The organism is Cryobacterium sp. HLT2-28, assembly GCF_004402495.1.
GTDB classification, from domain to species: Bacteria; Actinomycetota; Actinomycetes; order Actinomycetales; family Microbacteriaceae; genus Cryobacterium; species Cryobacterium mannosilyticum.
This window is the reverse complement of the sequence record NZ_SOFH01000008.1, coordinates 69,626-89,073: the sequence shown is the minus strand read 5'-3', so window position 1 is coordinate 89,073 and position 19,448 is coordinate 69,626. Positions and strand designations below refer to the sequence as shown.

General features: G+C 66.8%; 17 protein-coding genes. 9 read left to right on the top strand and 8 right to left on the bottom strand.

Going from position 1 to position 19,448, the window contains the following annotated elements:
* Nucleotides 1-39: 39 nt before the first annotated feature.
* Complete coding sequence (gene trpD, locus E3O48_RS03470) at nucleotides 40-1,092, bottom strand: anthranilate phosphoribosyltransferase (protein ID WP_134537331.1); 1,053 nt, start codon at nucleotides 1,090-1,092, stop codon at nucleotides 40-42.
* Between the two features lie 145 nt (nucleotides 1,093-1,237).
* On the opposite strand from trpD, the gene E3O48_RS03465 reads away from it, so the two are divergent.
* Genes E3O48_RS03465 through E3O48_RS03445 form a run of 5 tightly spaced genes read left to right on the top strand, consistent with a single transcriptional unit; the run spans nucleotide 1,238 to nucleotide 6,307 of the window.
* Complete coding sequence (locus E3O48_RS03465; RefSeq protein ID WP_174774744.1) at nucleotides 1,238-1,867, top strand: heme-copper oxidase subunit III; 630 nt, start codon at nucleotides 1,238-1,240, stop codon at nucleotides 1,865-1,867.
* 25 nt (nucleotides 1,868-1,892) lie between these two features.
* Entirely contained in the window at nucleotides 1,893-2,705 is an 813-nt protein-coding gene (locus E3O48_RS03460; RefSeq protein ID WP_134537410.1) for a c-type cytochrome, read from the top strand.
* A gap of 54 nt (nucleotides 2,706-2,759) precedes the next feature.
* Nucleotides 2,760-3,833 carry a ubiquinol-cytochrome c reductase iron-sulfur subunit gene (locus tag E3O48_RS03455; RefSeq protein ID WP_134537330.1) on the top strand — a complete coding sequence of 358 codons (1,074 nt, stop codon included), beginning with the start codon at nucleotides 2,760-2,762 and terminating at the stop codon, nucleotides 3,831-3,833.
* Entirely contained in the window at nucleotides 3,830-5,449 is a 1,620-nt protein-coding gene (locus E3O48_RS03450) for a ubiquinol-cytochrome c reductase cytochrome b subunit (RefSeq protein WP_174774743.1), read from the top strand. Before E3O48_RS03455 ends, E3O48_RS03450 begins: the two co-directional genes overlap by 4 nt.
* A gap of 30 nt (nucleotides 5,450-5,479) precedes the next feature.
* Nucleotides 5,480-6,307, top strand: coding sequence for a methyltransferase domain-containing protein (locus tag E3O48_RS03445; protein WP_134537329.1), 828 nt, complete (start codon nucleotides 5,480-5,482; stop codon nucleotides 6,305-6,307).
* 101 nt (nucleotides 6,308-6,408) lie between these two features.
* On the opposite strand, the gene E3O48_RS03440 is transcribed toward E3O48_RS03445, so the two are convergent.
* The 5 genes from E3O48_RS03440 to E3O48_RS03420 all read right to left on the bottom strand — a co-directional run bounded on the left by E3O48_RS03440 (nucleotide 6,409) and on the right by E3O48_RS03420 (nucleotide 11,657).
* Entirely contained in the window at nucleotides 6,409-6,831 is a 423-nt protein-coding gene (locus E3O48_RS03440; protein ID WP_134506447.1) for a cytochrome c oxidase subunit 4, read from the bottom strand.
* Entirely contained in the window at nucleotides 6,832-8,568 is a 1,737-nt protein-coding gene (ctaD, locus tag E3O48_RS03435) for a cytochrome c oxidase subunit I (protein ID WP_134506445.1), read from the bottom strand.
* A 3-nt stretch (nucleotides 8,569-8,571) separates the two neighbouring features.
* The gene (coxB, locus tag E3O48_RS03430; protein WP_134537328.1) at nucleotides 8,572-9,459 is read right to left on the bottom strand and encodes a cytochrome c oxidase subunit II; all 888 of its coding nucleotides are present in this window, start codon (nucleotides 9,457-9,459) and stop codon (nucleotides 8,572-8,574) included.
* 233 nt (nucleotides 9,460-9,692) lie between these two features.
* Entirely contained in the window at nucleotides 9,693-10,052 is a 360-nt protein-coding gene (locus E3O48_RS03425) for an iron-sulfur cluster assembly accessory protein (RefSeq protein WP_134506441.1), read from the bottom strand.
* A gap of 174 nt (nucleotides 10,053-10,226) precedes the next feature.
* Complete coding sequence (locus E3O48_RS03420; RefSeq protein WP_134537327.1) at nucleotides 10,227-11,657, bottom strand: dipeptidase; 1,431 nt, start codon at nucleotides 11,655-11,657, stop codon at nucleotides 10,227-10,229.
* Between the two features lie 73 nt (nucleotides 11,658-11,730).
* Here E3O48_RS03420 and E3O48_RS03415 point away from each other — a divergent pair, with 73 nt between their 5' ends.
* Nucleotides 11,731-12,291, top strand: coding sequence for a DUF3043 domain-containing protein (locus tag E3O48_RS03415; protein ID WP_134537409.1), 561 nt, complete (start codon nucleotides 11,731-11,733; stop codon nucleotides 12,289-12,291).
* 46 nt (nucleotides 12,292-12,337) lie between these two features.
* Here the strand turns inward: E3O48_RS03415 and E3O48_RS03410 are convergent, their stop codons facing one another.
* The gene (locus E3O48_RS03410; RefSeq protein ID WP_174774742.1) at nucleotides 12,338-13,480 is read right to left on the bottom strand and encodes an alkaline phosphatase family protein; all 1,143 of its coding nucleotides are present in this window, start codon (nucleotides 13,478-13,480) and stop codon (nucleotides 12,338-12,340) included.
* Between the two features lie 92 nt (nucleotides 13,481-13,572).
* On the opposite strand from E3O48_RS03410, the gene E3O48_RS03405 reads away from it, so the two are divergent.
* Together E3O48_RS03405 and E3O48_RS03400 are read left to right on the top strand one after the other, a co-directional pair.
* The gene (locus tag E3O48_RS03405; protein ID WP_134537326.1) at nucleotides 13,573-16,059 is read left to right on the top strand and encodes a DNA topoisomerase (ATP-hydrolyzing) subunit A; all 2,487 of its coding nucleotides are present in this window, start codon (nucleotides 13,573-13,575) and stop codon (nucleotides 16,057-16,059) included.
* Nucleotides 16,060-16,136: 77 nt separating this feature from the next.
* Nucleotides 16,137-16,877: an SDR family oxidoreductase gene (locus E3O48_RS03400; RefSeq protein ID WP_134506435.1), complete on the top strand. Its 741-nt coding sequence runs from the start codon at nucleotides 16,137-16,139 to the stop codon at nucleotides 16,875-16,877.
* Here E3O48_RS03400 and E3O48_RS03395 read toward each other — a convergent pair.
* Complete coding sequence (locus E3O48_RS03395) at nucleotides 16,874-18,955, bottom strand: type IIA DNA topoisomerase subunit B (RefSeq protein ID WP_134537325.1); 2,082 nt, start codon at nucleotides 18,953-18,955, stop codon at nucleotides 16,874-16,876. The two genes, E3O48_RS03400 and E3O48_RS03395, sit on opposite strands and share 4 nt — an antisense overlap.
* Before the next feature lie 173 nt (nucleotides 18,956-19,128).
* On the opposite strand from E3O48_RS03395, the gene E3O48_RS03390 reads away from it, so the two are divergent.
* Entirely contained in the window at nucleotides 19,129-19,380 is a 252-nt protein-coding gene (locus E3O48_RS03390) for a hypothetical protein (RefSeq protein ID WP_231383299.1), read from the top strand.
* The last annotated feature ends 68 nt before the right edge of the window (nucleotides 19,381-19,448 follow it).

Sequence of the window (19,448 nt, the reverse complement as noted above, 5' to 3'; positions counted from 1 at the left end):
GGCTGGTCATCGGCAGCCGGCGGGTGGCGTTCGGCCGGGTCAGACCCGGCTGGCCGCCACCCACTGGGCGAGTTTGGCCGTGGCTGCACCGGAGTCGACGGTCTCCGCGGCCACGGCCATTTTCGTGCGGAATCGATCGAGGATATTCACCTGGGCCTGAGCGGGGTCGTTGGCGAGGTCGAAGGCAACCAGGCCGGCCGCGGCGTTGAGCAGGACGATGTCCCGCACCGCGTCGTCCTGGCCGGAGAGCATCCGGTGAACGACGACGGCGTTGTGCTCGGCGTCGCCGCCGACCAATTCGCTGATCTTCGCGCGTTTGATTCCCAGTTCCCGGGGATCGATGTCGTGTTCGGTGACGAGCCCGCGCGAGACTTCCCACACGTGACTGTGGCCGGTCGTGGTGAGCTCGTCGAGGCCGTCATCCCCACGGAAGACGAGGGCCGTTGCGCCCCGGGTCTGGAAGACGCCGACGATCAGCGGAACCCGGTCCAGGCTGGCGACACCGACGGCGGACGCCTCCGGGCGCGCCGGGTTGCAGAGCGGGCCGAGGTAGTTGAACACCGTGGGGATGCCCAGTTCCTTCCGGGCGGTCGCCGCGTGGCGGAATCCCGGGTGGAACGCCGCGGCGTAGGCGAAAGTGATTCCCGCGGAGTCAAGGATGGCTGCGACTTTGTCGGGTGAGAGAGTCAGGTCGATTCCGAGCGCCGCGAGCACGTCTGAGGAGCCTGACGCGGAACTGGCCGCCCGGTTGCCGTGCTTGATCACCGGCACCCCGGCCCCGGCGCAGACGATGGAGGCCATGGTCGAAATGTTCACGGTGCCGAAGCGGTCCCCGCCCGTTCCGACGATGTCGAGGGCCATCGGGTTCACGGCCAACGGTACCGCGTGCTCGAGGATCGCGTCGCGGAAACCGACGATTTCGTCGACCGTTTCACCCTTGGCCCGCAGAGCCACGAGGAATCCCGCGAGCTGCGCTGGAGTGGCCTCCCCGAGCATCACCTGTTCCATGCTCCACGCCGCGTCGGAGACGCTCAGATCCTCGCCGGCGAGAAGGGCGCTGATCACGTTGGGCCAGGACTGGAATTCAAGCATGGAACGATCTTAAGCGAGATCCGCCGACCACCCGAATTGGTGCTCCGGGGGCGTCTTTGTTCCAATCGGGTGGTCATTCCGGATTTTGATCGACAGGCAAGCCCGGTTGAGCGAAACCCCGTCGAATATCGGCCATAATGGAATAGTGACGAGCCCTTCAATTACTTATTCAGCCACAGCGCCCGTGGTTAATCGGCCTAACAGCGTGGCTGTGGGCACAATCGTCTGGCTCGGCAGCGAGGTGATGTTCTTCGCCGGCCTCTTCGCGATCTACTTCACCCTCCGGTCGACGTCGCCGGAGTTGTGGCAGTTCGAGACGGAGAAGCACAATTTCTCCTACGCGCTGGTGAACACGCTCATCCTGGTGACGTCCTCCGTGACCTGCCAGTTCGGCGTGTTCGCGGCCGAACGTCTGCAGGCGAGGTCCACGGGCTGGAAGCCGAGCCAGTGGGGCATGGTCGAGTGGTTCTTCCTCACCTACGCCCTGGGTGCGATCTTTGTCTCCGGCCAGATCTTCGAATACGCCACGCTCGTGTCGGAGGGCATCGCCCTTTCCAGCAACGCGTACGGATCCGCGTTCTACCTCACCACCGGGTTCCACGGCATCCACGTCACCGCCGGTCTCCTGGCCTTCCTGCTCGTGATCGGCCGCGGCTTCGCGGTCAAGAACTTCGGCCACAAGGAGGCAACCAGCGCCATCGTCGTGTCCTACTACTGGCACTTCGTCGATGTCGTCTGGATCGGCCTGTTCCTCGTCATTTACGTTCTCAAGTAGACAGTCGAAAGTGGAAAACGCACAAATGACCACGATCAAGAAGCTCAAGAGCCCGGGCGGGCGCAAGGCCGGCCGCCGCCATCCTCTGTCCAGCGTCGCCCTCATCGCGATCGGCCTCCTCTTCACGGGCGGAGCGTACGCCGCGTTCAGCACGAGCACGGCCAGCGCCGAAACCAGCGCCACGTCCCAGCAGACGATCGGTGAGGGCAAGAAGCTCTTCGCCGCGAACTGCGCCACCTGCCACGGCCTGGCCGCGCAGGGCACCGGCAGCGGTCCGAGCCTGATCGGCGTCGGAGCCGCAGCGGTGGACTTCCAGGTCGGCACCGGTCGGATGCCGATGCAGATGAATGGGCCGCAGGCACAGAAGAAGGCCGTCCAGTTCACGGATGAGCAGATCGCCACCCTCGCCGCCTATGTGTCCTCGCTCGCGCCCGGCCCCGGGCTGCCTGAAGCCAACCTCCTCGATGAGAAGGGCGACGCCGCCAACGGCGCCGAGCTCTTCCGGATCAACTGCGCGATGTGCCACAACGTGGCCGGCGCCGGTGGAGCGCTGACGGAGGGCAAGTTCGCTCCGTCGCTCGAGGGCGTCACGTCCAAGCACATCTACGAGGCCATGGTCACCGGCCCGCAGAGCATGCCGGTCTTCAACGAGATGAACATCTCCCCCGAGAGCAAGCGCGACATCATCACCTACCTCAAGTACCTCGAGAACAACCCTTCTCCCGGTGGCTACGCGCTCGGCTCGCTCGGACCGGTCTCTGAAGGCCTGTTCCTCTGGATCTTCGGCCTCGGGACGATCGTCGCCCTGACCGTGTGGATCACGGCGAGATCAAACTGACCGGTCATCCGGTCTCGAACAACTTGTATATGAAAATGCCGATGAAGGAGAACAATGGCCAAGGACGATAACAGCGGAAAGGACCTGGCCGCTGCTGACTCGTCGGGCGTCGGGCATGAAGGAGCTCCCGCAGGCACCGCCGTCGTCGTGCGGGACGCCGTGGGCAACCCGGGCCTCCCGCCGCACCGCCCTCGCGTGACCGATCTTGACCCGAGCGCCGAGCGCCGGGCCGAGCGCACCGTGTACACGCTGTTCTACCTGTCGATCGTGGGCAGCGTCTTCGCCATCGCGGCATACATGGCGTTCCCGATCGTCCCGGAGGACCCGGGTTCCGTTCGCACCAACAACCTCTTCATCGGTCTTGGCCTCACCCTGGCGCTGATGGCGATCGGCATCGGCGCCGTGCACTGGGGCAAGGCCCTGATGTTCGACCATGAGGGCATCGACGAACGCCACCCCGTTCGCGGCTCGGAGGAGACCCGATCACGGGCCGTCGAGATATTCCAGGAAGCCGGCGAAGAATCCGGCATCGGTCGACGCACCCTGATCCGCAACAGCCTGATCGGTGCACTCATCGCGTTCCCCCTTCCTGCGGTCGTGCTGTTCCGCGGCCTCGGCCCGCAGGACGACAACCCGGCAGCACTTCTCAGCCACACGATGTGGAAGAAGGGCACGCGTCTCGCCCTCGACCCGACCGGCACGCCGATCAAGGCATCCGACATCACCCTGGGCTCCGCCTTCCACGTGATCCCGGAAGGGCTCCAGGATCTGGAGCACGGCAAGCTGGAAGAAAAGGGCAAGGCCGCCGTCCTGCTGATGCGGCTCAAGCCTGAGGACCTCAACGAACTGCCCGAACGCAAGGGCTGGTCGTATGACGGGATCGTCGCCTACTCGAAGATCTGCACCCACGTCGGCTGCCCGGTGGCGCTGTACGAGCAGCAGACCCACCACCTCCTCTGCCCCTGTCACCAGTCTCAGTTCGACGTGTCGAACCACTGTGAGGTCATCTTCGGACCGGCCAAGCGCCCCCTGCCCCAACTGCCCATCGCGGTAGACTCAGAGGGTTACCTCATTGCACAGAGCGATTTCACTGAACCCGTCGGACCGAGCTTCTGGGAGCGGCATTGAGCACTACAACTACGACCACTGAGCTGGTCGAAACCAAGAAGTCCGGCGGCCTGACGGCCGTCGCCGCCAACTACATCGACGAGCGCACCAGCATCTCGACGGCGGTCAAGGAACTCGGCCGGAAGATCTTCCCGGACCACTGGTCCTTCCTGCTCGGCGAGGTGGCGCTGTACAGCTTCGTCATCATCCTGCTGTCCGGATCGTTCCTGACGTTCTTCTTCAGCGCGTCCATGGCTCCCGTCCAGTACGACGGGTCCTACGTCCCGTTGAAGGGCGTGGAGATGTCCGCGGCGATGTCGTCGTCACTCGACATCTCCTTCGACATCCGTGGCGGGCTGCTGATGCGCCAGGTCCACCACTGGGCCGCGCTGCTCTTCGTCGCGGCCATCGGCCTGCACATGCTCCGGATCTACTTCACCGGCGCGTTCCGCAAGCCGCGCGAACTGAACTGGGTGATCGGCTTCATCCTCTTCATCCTCGCCATGGCCGAAGGATTCACCGGGTACTCCCTTCCCGACGACCTGCTCTCGGGCAACGGCCTCCGCATCATCGACGGGATGGTCAAGGGCATCCCGCTCGTCGGCACCTGGATCTCCTACCTGCTCTTCGGCGGTGAATTCCCGGGCGAGGCCATCGTCGGGCGCTTGTACTCGCTGCACATTCTCCTCCTGCCGGCGATCATCGTCGCGCTGATCGCGATGCACCTCCTGTTCGTCGTGGTCCACAAGCACACCCAGTACCCCGGTGCAGGGCGCACGAACCAGAATGTGGTCGGCTACCCGGTCCTCCCGGTCTACGCGGCCAAGGCCGGTGGCTTCTTCTTCATCGTCTTCGGCGTCGTGATGCTGATGGCCTCATTGTTCACGATCAACCCGATCTGGAACTACGGTCCATACGACCCCTCCCCCGTCTCCGCGGGAACCCAGCCGGACTGGTACATCGGATTCGCCGATGGGGCGCTGCGCCTGATCCCGCCGGGACTCGAATTCGTCTGGCTCGACCGCACGTTCTCGTTCAACATCCTGATTCCCCTGGTCTCTCTCGGGTTGTTCATCCTCGTGGTGCTCATCTACCCGTTCATCGAGGCCTGGGTGACCGGGGACAAGCGCGAGCACCACATCCTCGATCGCCCGCGGAACGCCCCGACCCGCACCGCCATCGGCGCGGCCGGCGTCACCTTCTACGCCGCCCTGTGGGCCACCGCCTCCTCCGACATCATCGCGACGCACTTCTCGGTCACGATGGAGGGCGTCATCCACACGATGCAGTTCCTCACGATCGTGGGACCGTTCATCGCGTTCTTCGTCGCCAAGCGGGTCTGCCTGGCGTTGCAGAAGAAGGATCGTGAGATCGTGCTGCACGGCTACGAGTCCGGTCGGATCGTGCGCCTTCCCGGCGGCGAATACATCGAGGTGCACCAGCCGATCGACGAGTACGAGCGCTGGAAGCTGGTCAGCTACTCCGACTACAAGCCGCTGATGATCCGCCCGAACGCCCAGGGCAAGATCACCACCGGGCAGAAGCTGCGTGCCGGCATGTCCCGCTGGTTCTTCGAGGACCGGATCGAACCAGTCGGCAACACGGAACTCGAACAGTCCCACGGCGACCACCACTAGGCACCTGCCTCAACAACAGATCGGGCATCGATGTCCCTCCAGACCCTGTCGGAGTGGCTTCGGTGCCCGATCTGTTTTCTTCCCCTCGCGCCCGGCGGGGCGCTCGTCCTGCGCTGCCCCACCGGCCACGCCTATGACGCGAACAAGCGAGGCTACGTCTCGCTGGCCGGCGGCTCCCGGCGCCTGATCGGCGACAGCGCGGCCATGCTCGATGCTCGCGACGCCTTCCTCGCCGCCGGCTGGTACGAGCCCCTCCGCGATAGCCTCGCCGAACTGGTTGGCCAGGAGAACCCGCTCGCTGTCCTCGACGCCGGCTGCGGCACCGGCTACTACCTGCTCGGCGTGCTCGCCAAGCTGGACGGCGCCCGGGCCCTCGGCATGGACCTCTCCCCGGTCGCCGTCGCTCGCACCATCGCCGGCGACGACCGGATCGACGGCCTGGTGGCGGATGTCTGGGCGCCGTTGCCGGTGCGGGACGGCGTCGTCGACGTCATCCTCAACGTCTTCGCGCCGCGCAATCCCTCCGAATTCCACCGCGTGCTCCGCCGCGGCGGTCGCCTGGTCGTCGTCGTGCCGCAGGAGACGCATCTGCAGGAGCTCCGCGCTGCCGGGCTCGCTCTCGGGGTGCAGGCGAACAAGTCAGCCGAACTGGTTGCGTCCCTCGACGTGCACTTCATCCTCGAATCCCAGCGGACGTCGTCCGAGTTGCTCACACTCGACCCCCACCAGGTGACCAGCCTGGTCGGAATGGGGCCGTCGGCCCACCACACGGATGCCGCCACCCTCGCCCAGGAGCCGCACGCCGATCGCCCCGTGACCGCTGCCTTCGAACTGCTCGGGTTCCGCCGCCGCGACTGACCCGCGCTCCGCGCCTGCGCCGACGTCAGGGTACGCAAACGGCGCCCGGACTCTGTCGCGGGCGCCGTAGCGGATGGCCGTGAACGGCCGTGGGATGGGTTCTAGCGGGCGAACATGCCCCGGTAGTACTCGTAGACCCAGCCGACGAGGCAGATGACTCCCAGCCCCAGGGCGATGATGGAGATCCAGACGCCAACGGCCAGGCCGAGGAACAACAGGGCGGCACTGCCGGCGAGCAGGATCGGCCACCAGCTCCACGGGCTGAAGAAGCCGACCTCGGGGTCGCCGTCGTCGATGTTGGAGTCCAGCCGGTCTTCGGGCAGTTCCCCGCCCTGGGCGCCGTGCACCCGGCTGAGGTAGAACGCGACGAAGCTGGTGAACACGGCGCAGAGTCCGAGGGCGAAGGTGCCGGCCCACTCGACGCTGTGCTGCTTGGGGTCGAGCAGACCCCACACGACGTAGGCGGTGGTGACGACGGTGAAGAAGCCGGCGAGGATCCAGAGCAGGTTGACGTTGGCTCTCATTTATTTCACCTTGTTCGAAGCTGCGTCATACGTGGGGGCATCCGGGGCGTCCTTGCCGGGGCCGATGCCGACGGCCATGGCCACCTCGGGGTGGTTCAGGTCGAAGGCGGGACGCTCGGAGCGGATCCGTGGGATCGAGGTGAAGTTGTGCCTCGGCGGCGGGCATGACGTCGCCCACTCGAGCGAGGCGCCGAAGCCCCACGGGTCGTTCACGGTGACCAGCGGAGCCTTCCGCGCCGTGATGTACACGTTCAGGAAGAACGGGATCATCGAGACGGCGAGGATCATCGCGCCGATCGTCGACAGCTGGTTCATCCAGGTGAAGCCGTCTTCGGGCGAGTACGACGCGTACCGTCGGGGCATCCCGACGACGCCGAGCCAGTGCTGCACGAGGAAGGTGGTGTGGAAGCCGATGAAGAGGAGCCAGAAGTGCCACTTGCCCAGGCTCTCGTTGAGCATCTTGCCGGTCCACTTGGGCCACCAGAAGTAGAAGCCACTGAACATGGCGAAGACGACGGTGCCGAAGATAACGTAGTGGAAGTGCGCCACGACGAAGTAGGTGTCGGAGACGTGGAAGTCCAGCGGCGGTGACGCGAGGATGACACCGGTCAGCCCACCGAAGGTGAACGTGACGAGGAACCCGAGGGCCCAGAGCATCGGAGTCTCGAAGGTCAGCGACCCGCGCCACATGGTGCCGATCCAGTTGAAGATCTTCACCCCGGTCGGTACCGCGATGAGCATGGTCATCAGGGAGAAGAACGGCAGCAGAACGGAACCGGTGACGTACATGTGGTGCGCCCAGACCGCGACGGACAGTGCCGCGATGGAGATGGTCGCGTAGATCAGGGTCTTGTAACCGAAGATCGGCTTGCGGCTGAAGACCGGGAACACCTCGGACACGATGCCGAAGAACGGCAGCGCGATGATGTACACCTCGGGGTGGCCGAAGAACCAGAACAGGTGCTGCCAGAGGATGGCGCCGCCGTTGGCCGGGTCGTAGATGTGGGAGAGGAAGATCCGGTCGGAGGCGGCGGCGAGGAGCGCGGCGGCGAGCACCGGGAAGGCCATCAGCACGAGGATGGAGGTGACCATCGTGTTCCAGGTGAAGATCGGCATCCGGAACATGGTCATGCCGGGCGCGCGCATGGTGATGATCGTGGTGATGAAGTTCACGGCGCCGAGAATGGTGCCGAATCCGGACAGTCCCAGCCCGACCATCCACAGGTTGCCGCCGACCCCGGGCGAGAAGGTCGTGCTCGCCAGCGGTTGGTAGGCGAACCAGCCGAAGGATGCCGCTCCCTGCGGGGTGAGGAACCCGCCGACTGCGATGAGGCTGCCGAAGAAGAACGCCCAGAAGGAGAACGCGTTGAGCCGTGGGAACGCCACATCGGGCGCGCCGATCTGGAGCGGCATCAGGGAGTTCGCGAATCCGAAGAACAACGGCGTCGCGAACATCAGCAGCATGATCGTGCCGTGCATGGTGAAGAGCTGGTTGTACTGCTCTTTCGTCTGCACGACCTGCAGGCCGGGCTCGAACAGTTGGGCCCGGATCACCAGGGCCATCACGCCGGCGAGGCAGAAGTAGACGAAGGAGGTGATCAGGTACATGTACCCGATGACCTTGTGGTCGGTGGAGGTGATCCACCGCACCAGGACGTTGCCCTTGCGGTCGACGCCGGACACGCGCCGAGGTGCGGCCGGTGCGGTGGGGGCGGTGGGAGCAGTGGTGGTACTCATGGCCTAGTTGCCCTCCTGAACCGTCGGGGCGGTCGTGCCCGGAAGATTTTGATTGCGCTTGTAGCCGTTGTCGAGCTGGCCTTCATTGCCGGCGACCCGCAGCGACTGGATGTATGCGTCGTAGTCGGACTCGGAGACTACCTTGACCTTGAACAGCATCAGGGAGTGGTACTCGCCGCACAGTTCTGCGCACTTGCCCGAGTACGTGCCGATTCGTTCGGGGATGACCGACATGTAGTTGGTCTTGTCGGGGATCATGTCCTTTTTGTAGAGGAAGTCGATGACCCAGAAGGAGTGGATGACGTCGCGGGACTCGAGCGCCAGTTCGATCTTCTTGCCGACGGGGAGCACCAGGGTGGGGATCTCGGACTCGACAAGCGAGCCCTTGGGACCGTTGAGGTCGGGCTGGCCCTGGATGCCGGCGGAGAAGACGTCTTCGTTGACGTAGTTGAAGTCCCAGGCCCACTGCTTGCCGATGACCTCGATCTTCACGTCGGGCGACTCGAAGCGCGCCTCGATCGCGGCCTGGTCACGCGCGGTGAAGGCAAAGAATCCCAGCACGAGGATGAGGGGCACGACCGTGTAGAAGATCTCGATCGGCATGTTGTAACGGAGCTGGACCGGCAGGCCGGTCTGGCCCTTGCGACGGCGGTAGACGACGACCGTCCAGATCGTGAGACCCCAGGTGATCAGGCCGACCACGAGCAGCACGAGCCAGGACGTCGTCCACAACCCGCCGATACGGTCGGTCTGGTTGGTCACCGCCGGCTGACCCTCTTCGAAGCCGGGGAGGAAGCCGTGAAGCTGGGCTTGGGTGCACCCCGCCAGAACAATGGCCAACGACGCTGCAATCGGAATAGCAGCCCATCGGAAACGATGGTTTTTGCGCACCAGTAACCTTTCGGAAAGACTCGACGACACTTCACTGGAAGTGCATTTCTCGATTCCCAGCCTACTGCGAGAGACGGCTCCGGATGTGCACCAACGCGGCCGGGTGGATAACGAATTCGCCTCCAGTCACAGTATTCGCGGGCGCCGACCCTCCGCCGAACCGCGACACGCCAGGTGCCTGGTGTGTTCGGACCTGGTGTGTTCGGACAGGGACGGCGCTCAGCCGCTGCGGATCAGCTGAAGGAGTCTCCGCAGGCGCAGCTTCCGCCGGCGTTCGGATTGTCGATCGTGAACCCCTGCTTCGCAATGGTGTCTTCGAAGTCGATGGACGCTCCGTCGAGATAGGGCACGCTCATCTTGTCGACGACAACCTCAACCCCGTCGAAGTCGACGAGCGCGTCACCCTCGAGCACACGCTCGTCGAAGTAGAGCTGGTAGATCAGGCCCGAACAGCCTCCGGGCTGCACTGCGACGCGCAGCCGCAGGTCCTCGCGGCCTTCCTGGGCGAGCAGGCTGCGGACTTTCTGGGCGGCGGTGGCGCTGAGGCCCACGCCGTGCGCTGCGGTGCCGGTTTGGGCGATGGTGTCGGTCATGCTGCTCCTCTTAATCTCGCGTCGGTACGGTCCCGTCACGTCGCTGCTGTCAATCGGTGGCGCCGCGCAGCCGGCCTGGGCCGGCTCCTACGGGTTGCCACCGTGATTCTACCCAGCGAAACGGTGAAACCACCCTCGGAATTCCCGATCCGGACGTCGACTTGGCCGAGCGGGTCAGGAAGCCGCCGGCTGGACCCTCCGGTTGAGCCGGCCGAGCAGGAAGGCCTCTGCGAGGACCGCCCGTTTGAACACTCCGAGGTGGAGTGACTCATTGGGGCTGTGCGCGCGTGAATCGGGGTCCTCGACGCCGGTGACCAGGATCTGGGCTTCGGGGAAGACCCGCACGAGGTCCGCGATGAACGGGATCGAGCCGCCGACGCCGATGTCGACCGGCGCGCGCCCCCAGGCCTCTTCCATGGCGTGCCGGGTCTCGGTGACGGCCCAGCCGCTCGTGTCGACGAGGAAGGCTTCCCCCGTGTCGACGTCGTCGATGTCGATCTGCGCGCCGAACGGGGCGTTTTCGCGCAGATGGGTCTCGAGGGCGGCGAAGGCATCCGCTGCGGGCTGGCCGGGGGCGATCCGGGTGCTCAGTCGAACCGAGATCACAGGCGACAGGGTGTTGGAGGCGTTGGCGACGGTCGGCGCGTCGATGCCGGTGATCGTGATCGCCGGCTGCGACCAGATCCGGCTGAGAACGGAGCCGTGGCCGATCGGACTCACTCCTGCGGCCAGCCCGGTCTCCTGGCGCAGCTGGGCCTCCGAGTACTCGGGGGTGGCCGTGTCGTGGCTGGTCAGCCCGGCGACCGCCACCGATCCGTCGGCGGCGTACAGGGTGCCCAGAAGACGGACCGTGGCCATCATCGCGTCGGGGACGGCGCCGCCGAACATGCCGGAGTGCGACGCGTGGTCGAGGGTGCGGACGGTGAGCCTGAATGTGACGTTGCCGCGCAGCGCGATCGTCAGCGCCGGAGTGTCGATGTCCCAGTTGTTCGAGTCGGCGACCACGATGGCGTCGGCGCGCAACGCCTCCCGGTTCTCCTCCAGGAAGGTGGCGAAGGACCGGCTGCCGAACTCCTCCTCCCCCTCGATGAAGAGGGCGAGGCCGAGGTCGAAATCGGGTCCTACCGCTTCGACGAGGGCGCGGATCGACGCGATATGGGCCATCACGCCCGCCTTGTCGTCGGCGGCTCCGCGTCCGTAGAGACGGTCCCCGCGCACTGTCGGTTCGAAGGGCAGCGTTTCCCAGTCCCCATCGTTGCCGGGAGGCTGCACGTCGTGGTGCGCGTAGAGCAGCACCGTCGGCCGGCCGTTCCGGGCAGCCCGGGTGGCAAGCACCGCCGGCTGGCCCAGTTCCGAGCCGCCCGGGATGCCGGCCTGCTTCACCTCGACGGTCTCGAACACGCCCAAACCGCGCGCCAGTTCCGCCACCATCTCGGCGCTGCGGGCCACCTGGCCACGGTCGAAGGCATCCCACGACACCGACGGGACCCGAACGAGCGCGCAGAGGTCCGCGATCGTCGACGGCAGGCCCCGCTCAACGGCCGCCCGGATGCCGTCCGCGGCCGTTGTCGACGAATTCGGTTCTGTTTCTGGAATATCGGTCATCGGGTAATCTTAAGCCAACCAAATGCAAGGAACTGATGTGGCTAAGCCTGTGAACCCAGACGCACAACCCCCCATGGAGACCGTGGAGGAGACGAAAGCCCGCCTCGCGGCCGGTCACCTGTCCGGCAAGGGGCAAGCGACGCCCAGCCGCAAGCAGCAGGAGGCGCTGAACAAGCGCCCGCTGGTGCCCGACGACCGCAAGCTCGCGGCCAAGCAGGCCAGAGGCAAGGCGGCCGAGGCCAGGGACCGCGCCCGTGTCGGCATGGCCGCCGGTGACGACAGGTTCCTTCCGCAGCGCGAACGCGGGCCGCAGAAGCGCTTCGTCCGCGACTACGTCGACGCCCGTTTCAACATCGGCGAATTCATGATCCCGGTGATGTTCCTCGTCATCCTGCTGACGTTCTTCCCCGACCCGATGGTGCAGACCTACGGCATCCTGGCGCTGTGGGCCTTCTTCCTCGTCGCGGTGGTCGACTGCGTCATCCTGGGTTTCACGCTCACCCGCAAGGTGAAGGCGAAGTTCGGCGAGCCCAAGGCCGAACGGGTCCGTTGGTACGCGGCCATGCGCGCGCTGCAGCTCCGTCCGATGCGCCTGCCCAAGCCGCAGGTGAAGCGCGGCCAGTACCCCGCCTGAGTACCGTGTCGGGTCGGGCTCATGCCCGGTCCGGCAGGTGCCGGCCTCAGGCCGAGTGCGCGCCGAACCGGATCAACGGGACCCGGAGTTCCTCGTCGGTGAGCGACCCGTGCTGGCCGATCATCTGGCGAGCCGACTGGTTCGGTTCGCGTGAGTCGTAATAGGCGACCAGTTTGCGGGCGGCGACGATGACGTCTCCGATCCGCGGAAGCACCTCCGGCGCTACCTCGCCGAAGAGGCCAGCCTCGACGGCCTCGGCCCGGGTGAACACCCAGGCACGGTCGCCCTCGGTTTCCCGCCAGGATTCGGCCAGGGCCGGCGCCTCATCGGCGCGCTCCGGTTCCAGGTAGAGCTGGACGCATCGGGGGTCTCCTCCGATGTGGCGCACTCCCCCGACGAGCTCGGGAACGGTGTCGAAAAGAACATGCCGGGTTGCCGGGACATCGACGACGCCGTGATCGGCGGTAAGCAGCAGCCCCTCGTCCCGTCTGAGGCCGGCGGCGAACCTCGCCACCGCGGCGTCGAGTGCCTCCAGTTCGGCCAGCCACCGGGCGGACTCCCAGCCGTGCGCGTGGGCGGCCATGTCCAGTTCGGGGACATACAGGTAGACAAGTGCCCTCGGTTCGGAGTCGAGCAGCGTGCGGGCGGCCGCGAATCGGTCTGCCAGGGTCTCCGCGGGCACGTAGCGGGCGCCGCGGAGCACGGCCAGGGTGAAACCGGACGCCGTGTAGCGCTTGGGCCCGATCGCGAAACTGGGCACCCCGTCGTCGGCGGCGCGCTCGAAGACCGTGCGTTCCCTTTGCCACCGTGCCGGATCCATGTCGTCGTCCCAACCGGTCAGCTGGTTCACGACCCGGTCCCTGGCCTCGTCGCGCACGCGGTAGCCGACCAGGCCATGTCGCCCCGGCTCGACACCGGTCGTGAGGGTGGCGATCCCGGCGGCCGTCGTGGCAGGGAAGACGCCGTCGAGCACGCCCGCCTTCGTGAGGTGGGAGCACAGGAAGCGCGCATGCCCGGCGCGCGCCCGGAGCTGGCCGACCCCGAGCCCGTCGGCCAGCACCACGACGGTCCGGCCGGCCGACCCCAGGCCCAGGGCATTGGGCCGGTCGAGGATCGAGGACAGGGAACTTGTCAGAACGTCGGCAAGCCGCAGGGCACTGAATTGGCGGGCCGGTAGCATGGGGGGCATCCGGCCAATTCTGACATAGACCCAGGCCGCACGTTCCAGCGCCCACCCGAAAGTGCCTGCCCCAGGCCAGCACGCCTCAACAGAATTCACGAATGAGCCGTTCAAACAGCACGCCGCCCGCCGATTTCACCGAGCGCATCGAAGACGTCGACGTGTCGACGGAGATGCAGGGGTCCTTCCTCGAGTATGCGTACTCGGTGATCTACTCCCGTGCGCTCCCCGACGCACGGGACGGGCTCAAGCCCGTGCAGCGCCGCATCCTCTACCAGATGAGCGAAATGGGACTGCGTCCGGACCGCGGCCATGTCAAGAGCGCGCGGGTCGTCGGCGAGGTGATGGGCAAGTTGCACCCCCACGGCGACACGGCTATCTACGACGCCCTGGTGCGGATGGCTCAGGCGTTCACCCTGCGGGTGCCCCTGATCGACGGGCACGGCAACTTCGGTTCGCTCGACGACGGCCCGGCCGCGCCCCGCTACACCGAGGCGCGCCTGGCCGCCCCGGCCCTGGCCATGACGGAGAACCTCGATGAGGACGTCGTGGACTTCGTGCCCAACTACGACAATCAGCTCACCCAACCCGACGTGCTGCCGGCGGCGTACCCGAACCTGCTGGTCAACGGAGCGAGCGGCATCGCCGTCGGGATGGCGACGAATATGGCGCCGCACAACCTGATCGAGGTGGTGGGCGCCGCCCGGCACCTCCTGGCGCACCCGGACGCCACCCTCGAGGACCTGATGGAGTTCGTGCCGGGTCCCGACCTGCCCACCGGAGGAACCATCGTCGGCCTGGCCGGGATCAAAGATGCCTACGCCACCGGCCGGGGCAGTTTCAAGACCAGGGCACGCGTCTCCGTCGAGGCGATCACCGCCCGCAAGGCGGGGCTGGTCGTCACCGAGCTGCCCTACCTCGTCGGCCCGGAGCGGGTCATCGAGAAGATCAAGGACGGGGTGAACTCGAAGAAGCTCAGCGGGATCTCCGACGTCACCGACCTCACCGACCGCACCAGGGGACTCCGCCTCGTCATCGGCATCAAGACCGGGTTCAGCCCGGAGGCCGTGCTGGAGCAGCTCTACCGGGTCACCCCGCTCGAGGACTCGTTCAACATCAACGCCGTCGCCCTCGTCGACGGCGGCCCGCAGACCCTGGGTCTGCGCGAACTGCTCATGGTCTACGTCGGCCACCGGATCGAGGTGGTCACCCGGCGGTCGGCGTACCGGCTGGCACGCCGCAAGGAACGCCTGCACCTCGTTGAGGGTCTGCTCGTGGCCATCCTCGACATCGACGAGGTCATCCAGGTGATCCGCGCCAGCGACGACAGCGACCAGGCTCGCACCCGCCTGATCGACGTGTTCGACCTGAGCCAGATCCAGGCCGAGTACATCCTCGAGCTTCGGCTGCGGCGGCTGACCCGGTTCTCGCGGATCGAGCTGGAGACGGAACGCGACCAGCTGCTCGCGGACATCGCCGCCCTCGAGAAGCTGCTCGGCAGCAAGCAGGCCATCCGCACCCTCGTCTCCGACGAGCTCGCCACCGTGGCCGAACGATTCGGCACCCCCCGGCGAACCGTGCTCACCGAGGCCCGGCCGAGCATCGCCGGGGCCGCCGCGAAACGCACGGCCGCGATCCTCGAGGTCACCGACACCCCGACCCGGCTCTACCTCAGCACGACCGGCCGGATCGCCCGGGTCGACCTTCCCTCCGCCGACGAACCGTTGAACGAGCGGATCGTCCCGGCACAGCGCCGCAGCAAGCACGACGCAATCCTGTCCAGCCTGGACACCACCAGCCGCACCGAGGTCGGCGCCGTGACCAGCCTGGGCCGCCTCATCCGGTTCTCCCCCGTCGACCTGCCCGTGATGCCGCCGACCTCGATCCAGCTCGCGGCGGGCGTGCGCATCGGGGATTACCTTGCCCTGCCGAACAAGGAGGAGAAGGTGCTCGCCCTGGTCTCCCTCGACTCCGACCGGGCGATCGCGCTCGGCACGCGCTCCGGCATCGTGAAACGCGTGACCCCAGGCGATTGGGCGAACCGGCCCGACTTCGAGATCATCGCGTTGAAACCGAAGGATGTCGTCGTCGGCGCCGCACAGGGTTCCGAGGCCGACGAACTCGTCTTCATCGCCTCCGACTCCCAGCTGCTGCGTTTCCCGGCCGGCTCGGTGCGCCCGCAGGGGCGCACGGCCGGCGGCATGGCCGGGATCAAGCTCGCCCCCGACACCCAGGTGGTCTGGTTCACGAGCCTGGCGCCGGAGGCGGCCGAGTCCGCCGTGGTCGCCACGATCGCCACCGGCAGCCAGACGCTCGCCGGAACGGATCCCGGCAGCGCCAAACTGTCCGACTTCGCCGAGTACCCGGCGAAGGGCCGCGCCACCGGGGGCGTGCGATCCCACCGCTTCCTCAAAGGCGAGGACACCGTGTCCGTGGCCTGGGTCGGGCCGCTCCCGGCCCGCGCCGTCGGCCCCGATGGGGCTCCTCGTTCTCTCCCCGAATCCGGCTCCCGCCGCGACGCCTCCGGCACGATGCTGGACGCCGTGGTCGGATCGATCGGCGCCCAGATCGGCACACAGAACGGCTGACCGCCGCGGCACCCGCTGCTTGCCGCGGGGCCGCCCCGGTGGACCGGCCGGGCAGGAAGCCCGGCTAAGGTGGCGGCATGACCCAGCTTCGTGACGCATCCATCCTCGTCGTCGGCGCCTCAGGGGGCCTCGGCCGTGACATCGCCCGGCTGCTCGCCGACCAGGGCGCGCGACTGATCCTCAGCGGGCGGGACAGGGGCAGCCTCGAGACCCTTGACCTTCCCGGGACGATCGTCACCGCCGACCTGGCCGTCCCGGCCGACATCGTCGCCCTGGTCGCCGGCGCGATCGCCGTCGACGGCCGCCTCGACGGCATCGTGAACGCCGCCGGCGTCGTCGCCTTCGGGGCGGCGACCGAGGTGACCGATCCGACCCTGGAACGGCTGTTCGCCGTGAACACGCTGGCCCCGATCCGGTTGCTGCGGGCCGCCCGCGCGGCCCTGGCCGAGTCGGCAGCGGCGGGGCGAAGCCCCTTCGTGGTGACGCTGAGCGGGGTCGTGAGCGAAAGCCCGACCGCTAACCTGGCGGCGTACTCCGCCTCGAAGGCAGCCCTTGCGGCCTTCGACAAGGCCGCCGGCCGGGAGCTGCGCCGGAGCGGCATCCGCATTCTCGACGCCCGGCCGGGCCACACCGAGACCGGACTATCCGGGCACCCGATCGCCGGAACGGCGCCACGGCTGCCCGCCGGTCACGCGCCCGACCTGGTCGCCCGGCGCATCGTTGCCGCGATCATGGCCGACGAGGCCGACCTGCCGAGCACGGCCTTCTCCGTTCCGGCGGTGAGCCCGTCCGCGGAGGGGGCGGATACCGATGGTTAGACGTCGATCCGGTCGCGGCTGAGCTTGTCCGAGCTGTCGATGATGAATTCCTTGCGTGGGGCGACGTCGTTGCCCATCAGGAGTTCGAATACCTTTCCTGCCATCTCCGCGTCGGCCACCCTGACCCGGCGGAGGGTGCGGTGCGCGCGTTCCATGGTCGTGGTGGCGAGCTGGTCGGCATCCATCTCGCCGAGCCCCTTGTACCGCTGGATCGGGTCCTGGTAACGCTTGCCGCTCTTCTTCAACCCGGCGAGCACGCTGTGCAGTTCGGGCTCCGAATAGGTGTAGATGGTCTCGTTCGGCTTGCTGCCCGGGTTCATCACGACCACCCGGTGCAGCGGGGGCACCGCCGCGAAGACTCGGCCCTCGGTGATCATCGGCCGCATGTACCGGAAGAAGAGGGTCAGCAGGAGGGTGCGGATGTGGGCGCCGTCGACATCCGCGTCACTCATGATGATGACCTTGCCGTACCGGGCGGCCGACAGGTCGAAGCTGCGCCCGGAGCCGGCGCCGATGACCTGGATGATCGACGCGCACTCCAGGTTGGAGAGCATGTCGGACACCGAGGCCTTCTGCACGTTGAGGATCTTGCCCCGGATCGGCAGGAGAGCCTGGTGCTCGCTGTCCCTGGCGAGCTTCGCGGTGCCGAGCGCAGAGTCACCTTCGACGATGAACAGCTCGCTCGTGGTCACGTCGTTGCTGCGGCAGTCGACCAGCTTCGCCGGCAGCGACGAGCTCTCGAGCGCGTTCTTGCGCCGCTGGGTTTCCTTGTGGGCCCGCGCGGAAATGCGGGACTTCATCTCGGCGACGATCTTGTCCAGCACGACCGCCGCCTGGGTCTTGTCGTCACGCTTCGTGGAGATGAAACGCTCGTTCATGGCCTGGGCGACGACGTTGGCGACGATGGCGCGCACGGCCGGTGTGCCCAGGACCTCCTTGGTCTGGCCCTCGAATTGTGGTTCGGGGAGCCGCACGTTCAGCACGGCGGTCAGGCCGGCCATCACGTCGTCCTTCTCCAGCTTGTCGGAACCCATCTTGAGGCGGCGGGCGTTCAACTCCACCTGGGACCGCAGGAATTTCAGCAGCCCGGCGTCGAAGCCGGCCTGATGGGTGCCGCCCTTCGGCGTGGCGATGATGTTCACGAAGCTGCGGACGACGGTGTCGTAGCCCGTGCCCCAGCGCAGGGCGATGTCGACGGCGCAGTCCCGGGTCAGTTCGGTCGGCACCATGGCGCCCTTGTCGGTCAGGACAGGGACGGTCTCGGTGAAGCTGCCGTTCCCGGACAGCCGCCAGGTGTCGGTGATGGGGGTGTCGGTTGCGAGGTGGTCGACGAACTCGGAAATGCCGCCCTCGAACTGGAACGACTCGTGTACCGCTTCGGCGCTGCGCCGGTCGTCGATGTCGATGGCGAGGCCGGGAACGAGGAACGCGGTCTGCCTGGCCCGGTCGAGGAGCTCCTCAGTCTGGAAGGCGGCTCCCCTGGTGAAGATCTGCCGGTCGGCCCAGTAGCGCACCCGGGTACCGGTGACCCCGCGCTTGACCTTGCCGATCACGCGGAGTTCGCTCTGCTTCTCGAACGGGGTGAAGGGCGCGTCGGGGCTCTTCTCCCCTGTATCCGCAAAGATCCCGGGTTCGCCGCGGTGGAACGACATCGCCCAGGTCTTGCCGTCACGGTCGACCTCTACGTCGAGTCGCTCGGACAGGGCGTTCACGACGGATGCGCCGACGCCGTGCAGGCCGCCGGAGGCGGCATACGATCCGCTGCCGAACTTTCCGCCGGCGTGCAGCTTGGTGAAGACCACCTCAACCCCGGTCAGGCCGGTCTTGGGCTCGATGTCCACCGGAACGCCGCGGGCGGTGTCCCTGACCTCGACGCTCTCGTCCGGGTGCAGGACGATGTCGATCCGGGAACCGAATCCGCCCAGCGCCTCGTCGACCGAGTTGTCGATGATTTCCCAGAGGCAGTGCATCAGACCGCGCGAGTCGGTCGAACCGATGTACATGCCGGGGCGCTTGCGAACCGCCTCGAGCCCCTCGAGGACCGACAGGTGGCGTGCGGAATAGTCTGAAGAGCTCACAACTGTCAAGAATACCGACCGGAACGCGCCTGGCTCCCCAGCAACACCCTGCCCAGAACGTCTACGCGGTGAGCGAAATGCAACCAAACGGAGTCGTAAACCGGGGCGGACCGTGTTTACATGGAGCACAGGTTAAATTGGTATCACTTGGTATCAGTCTGGAGGAGGAAAACATGTCCCAGATCGCAACCGGAAATGGTGCCATCGACCAAAGTTCCGTCGACGGGCAGAGCGCCCCTCACCAGCTCACCGCGGCCGACCGCTGCGATGCGTGCGGCGCCCAGGCCTACATCCGAGTCGTCGTCAACAACAGCGAACTGATGTTCTGCGCCCACCACGGCCGCAAGCACCAGGAGAAGCTCGCGGCGATCGCCGAGAGCTGGCACGACGAGTCGAGCCGACTTCTCGAGGACCAGCGCTCCTAGTCCAGTTCGACTACCCGTCCTTTTCGACGCGCGGTCAACGGCGCGGACGACCTCGGTCGTTCCGCGCC

Bases quoted from the DNA above. Each gene is read 5' to 3' on its own strand.
- trpD (WP_134537331.1), bottom strand. From the start codon at position 1,092: ATGCTTGAATTCCAGTCCTGGCCCAACGTGATCAGCGCCCTTCTCGCC.
- E3O48_RS03460 (WP_134537410.1), top strand. From the start codon at position 1,893: ATGACCACGATCAAGAAGCTCAAGAGCCCGGGCGGGCGCAAGGCCGGC.
- E3O48_RS03455 (WP_134537330.1), top strand. From the start codon at position 2,760: ATGGCCAAGGACGATAACAGCGGAAAGGACCTGGCCGCTGCTGACTCG.
- E3O48_RS03445 (WP_134537329.1), top strand. From the start codon at position 5,480: ATGTCCCTCCAGACCCTGTCGGAGTGGCTTCGGTGCCCGATCTGTTTT.
- E3O48_RS03440 (WP_134506447.1), bottom strand. From the start codon at position 6,831: ATGAGAGCCAACGTCAACCTGCTCTGGATCCTCGCCGGCTTCTTCACC.
- ctaD (WP_134506445.1), bottom strand. From the start codon at position 8,568: ATGAGTACCACCACTGCTCCCACCGCCCCCACCGCACCGGCCGCACCT.
- E3O48_RS03425 (WP_134506441.1), bottom strand. From the start codon at position 10,052: ATGACCGACACCATCGCCCAAACCGGCACCGCAGCGCACGGCGTGGGC.
- E3O48_RS03420 (WP_134537327.1), bottom strand. From the start codon at position 11,657: ATGACCGATATTCCAGAAACAGAACCGAATTCGTCGACAACGGCCGCG.
- E3O48_RS03415 (WP_134537409.1), top strand. From the start codon at position 11,731: ATGGAGACCGTGGAGGAGACGAAAGCCCGCCTCGCGGCCGGTCACCTG.
- E3O48_RS03410 (WP_174774742.1), bottom strand. From the start codon at position 13,480: ATGCCCCCCATGCTACCGGCCCGCCAATTCAGTGCCCTGCGGCTTGCC.
- E3O48_RS03405 (WP_134537326.1), top strand. From the start codon at position 13,573: ATGAGCCGTTCAAACAGCACGCCGCCCGCCGATTTCACCGAGCGCATC.
- E3O48_RS03400 (WP_134506435.1), top strand. From the start codon at position 16,137: ATGACCCAGCTTCGTGACGCATCCATCCTCGTCGTCGGCGCCTCAGGG.
- E3O48_RS03390 (WP_231383299.1), top strand. From the start codon at position 19,129: ATGTCCCAGATCGCAACCGGAAATGGTGCCATCGACCAAAGTTCCGTC.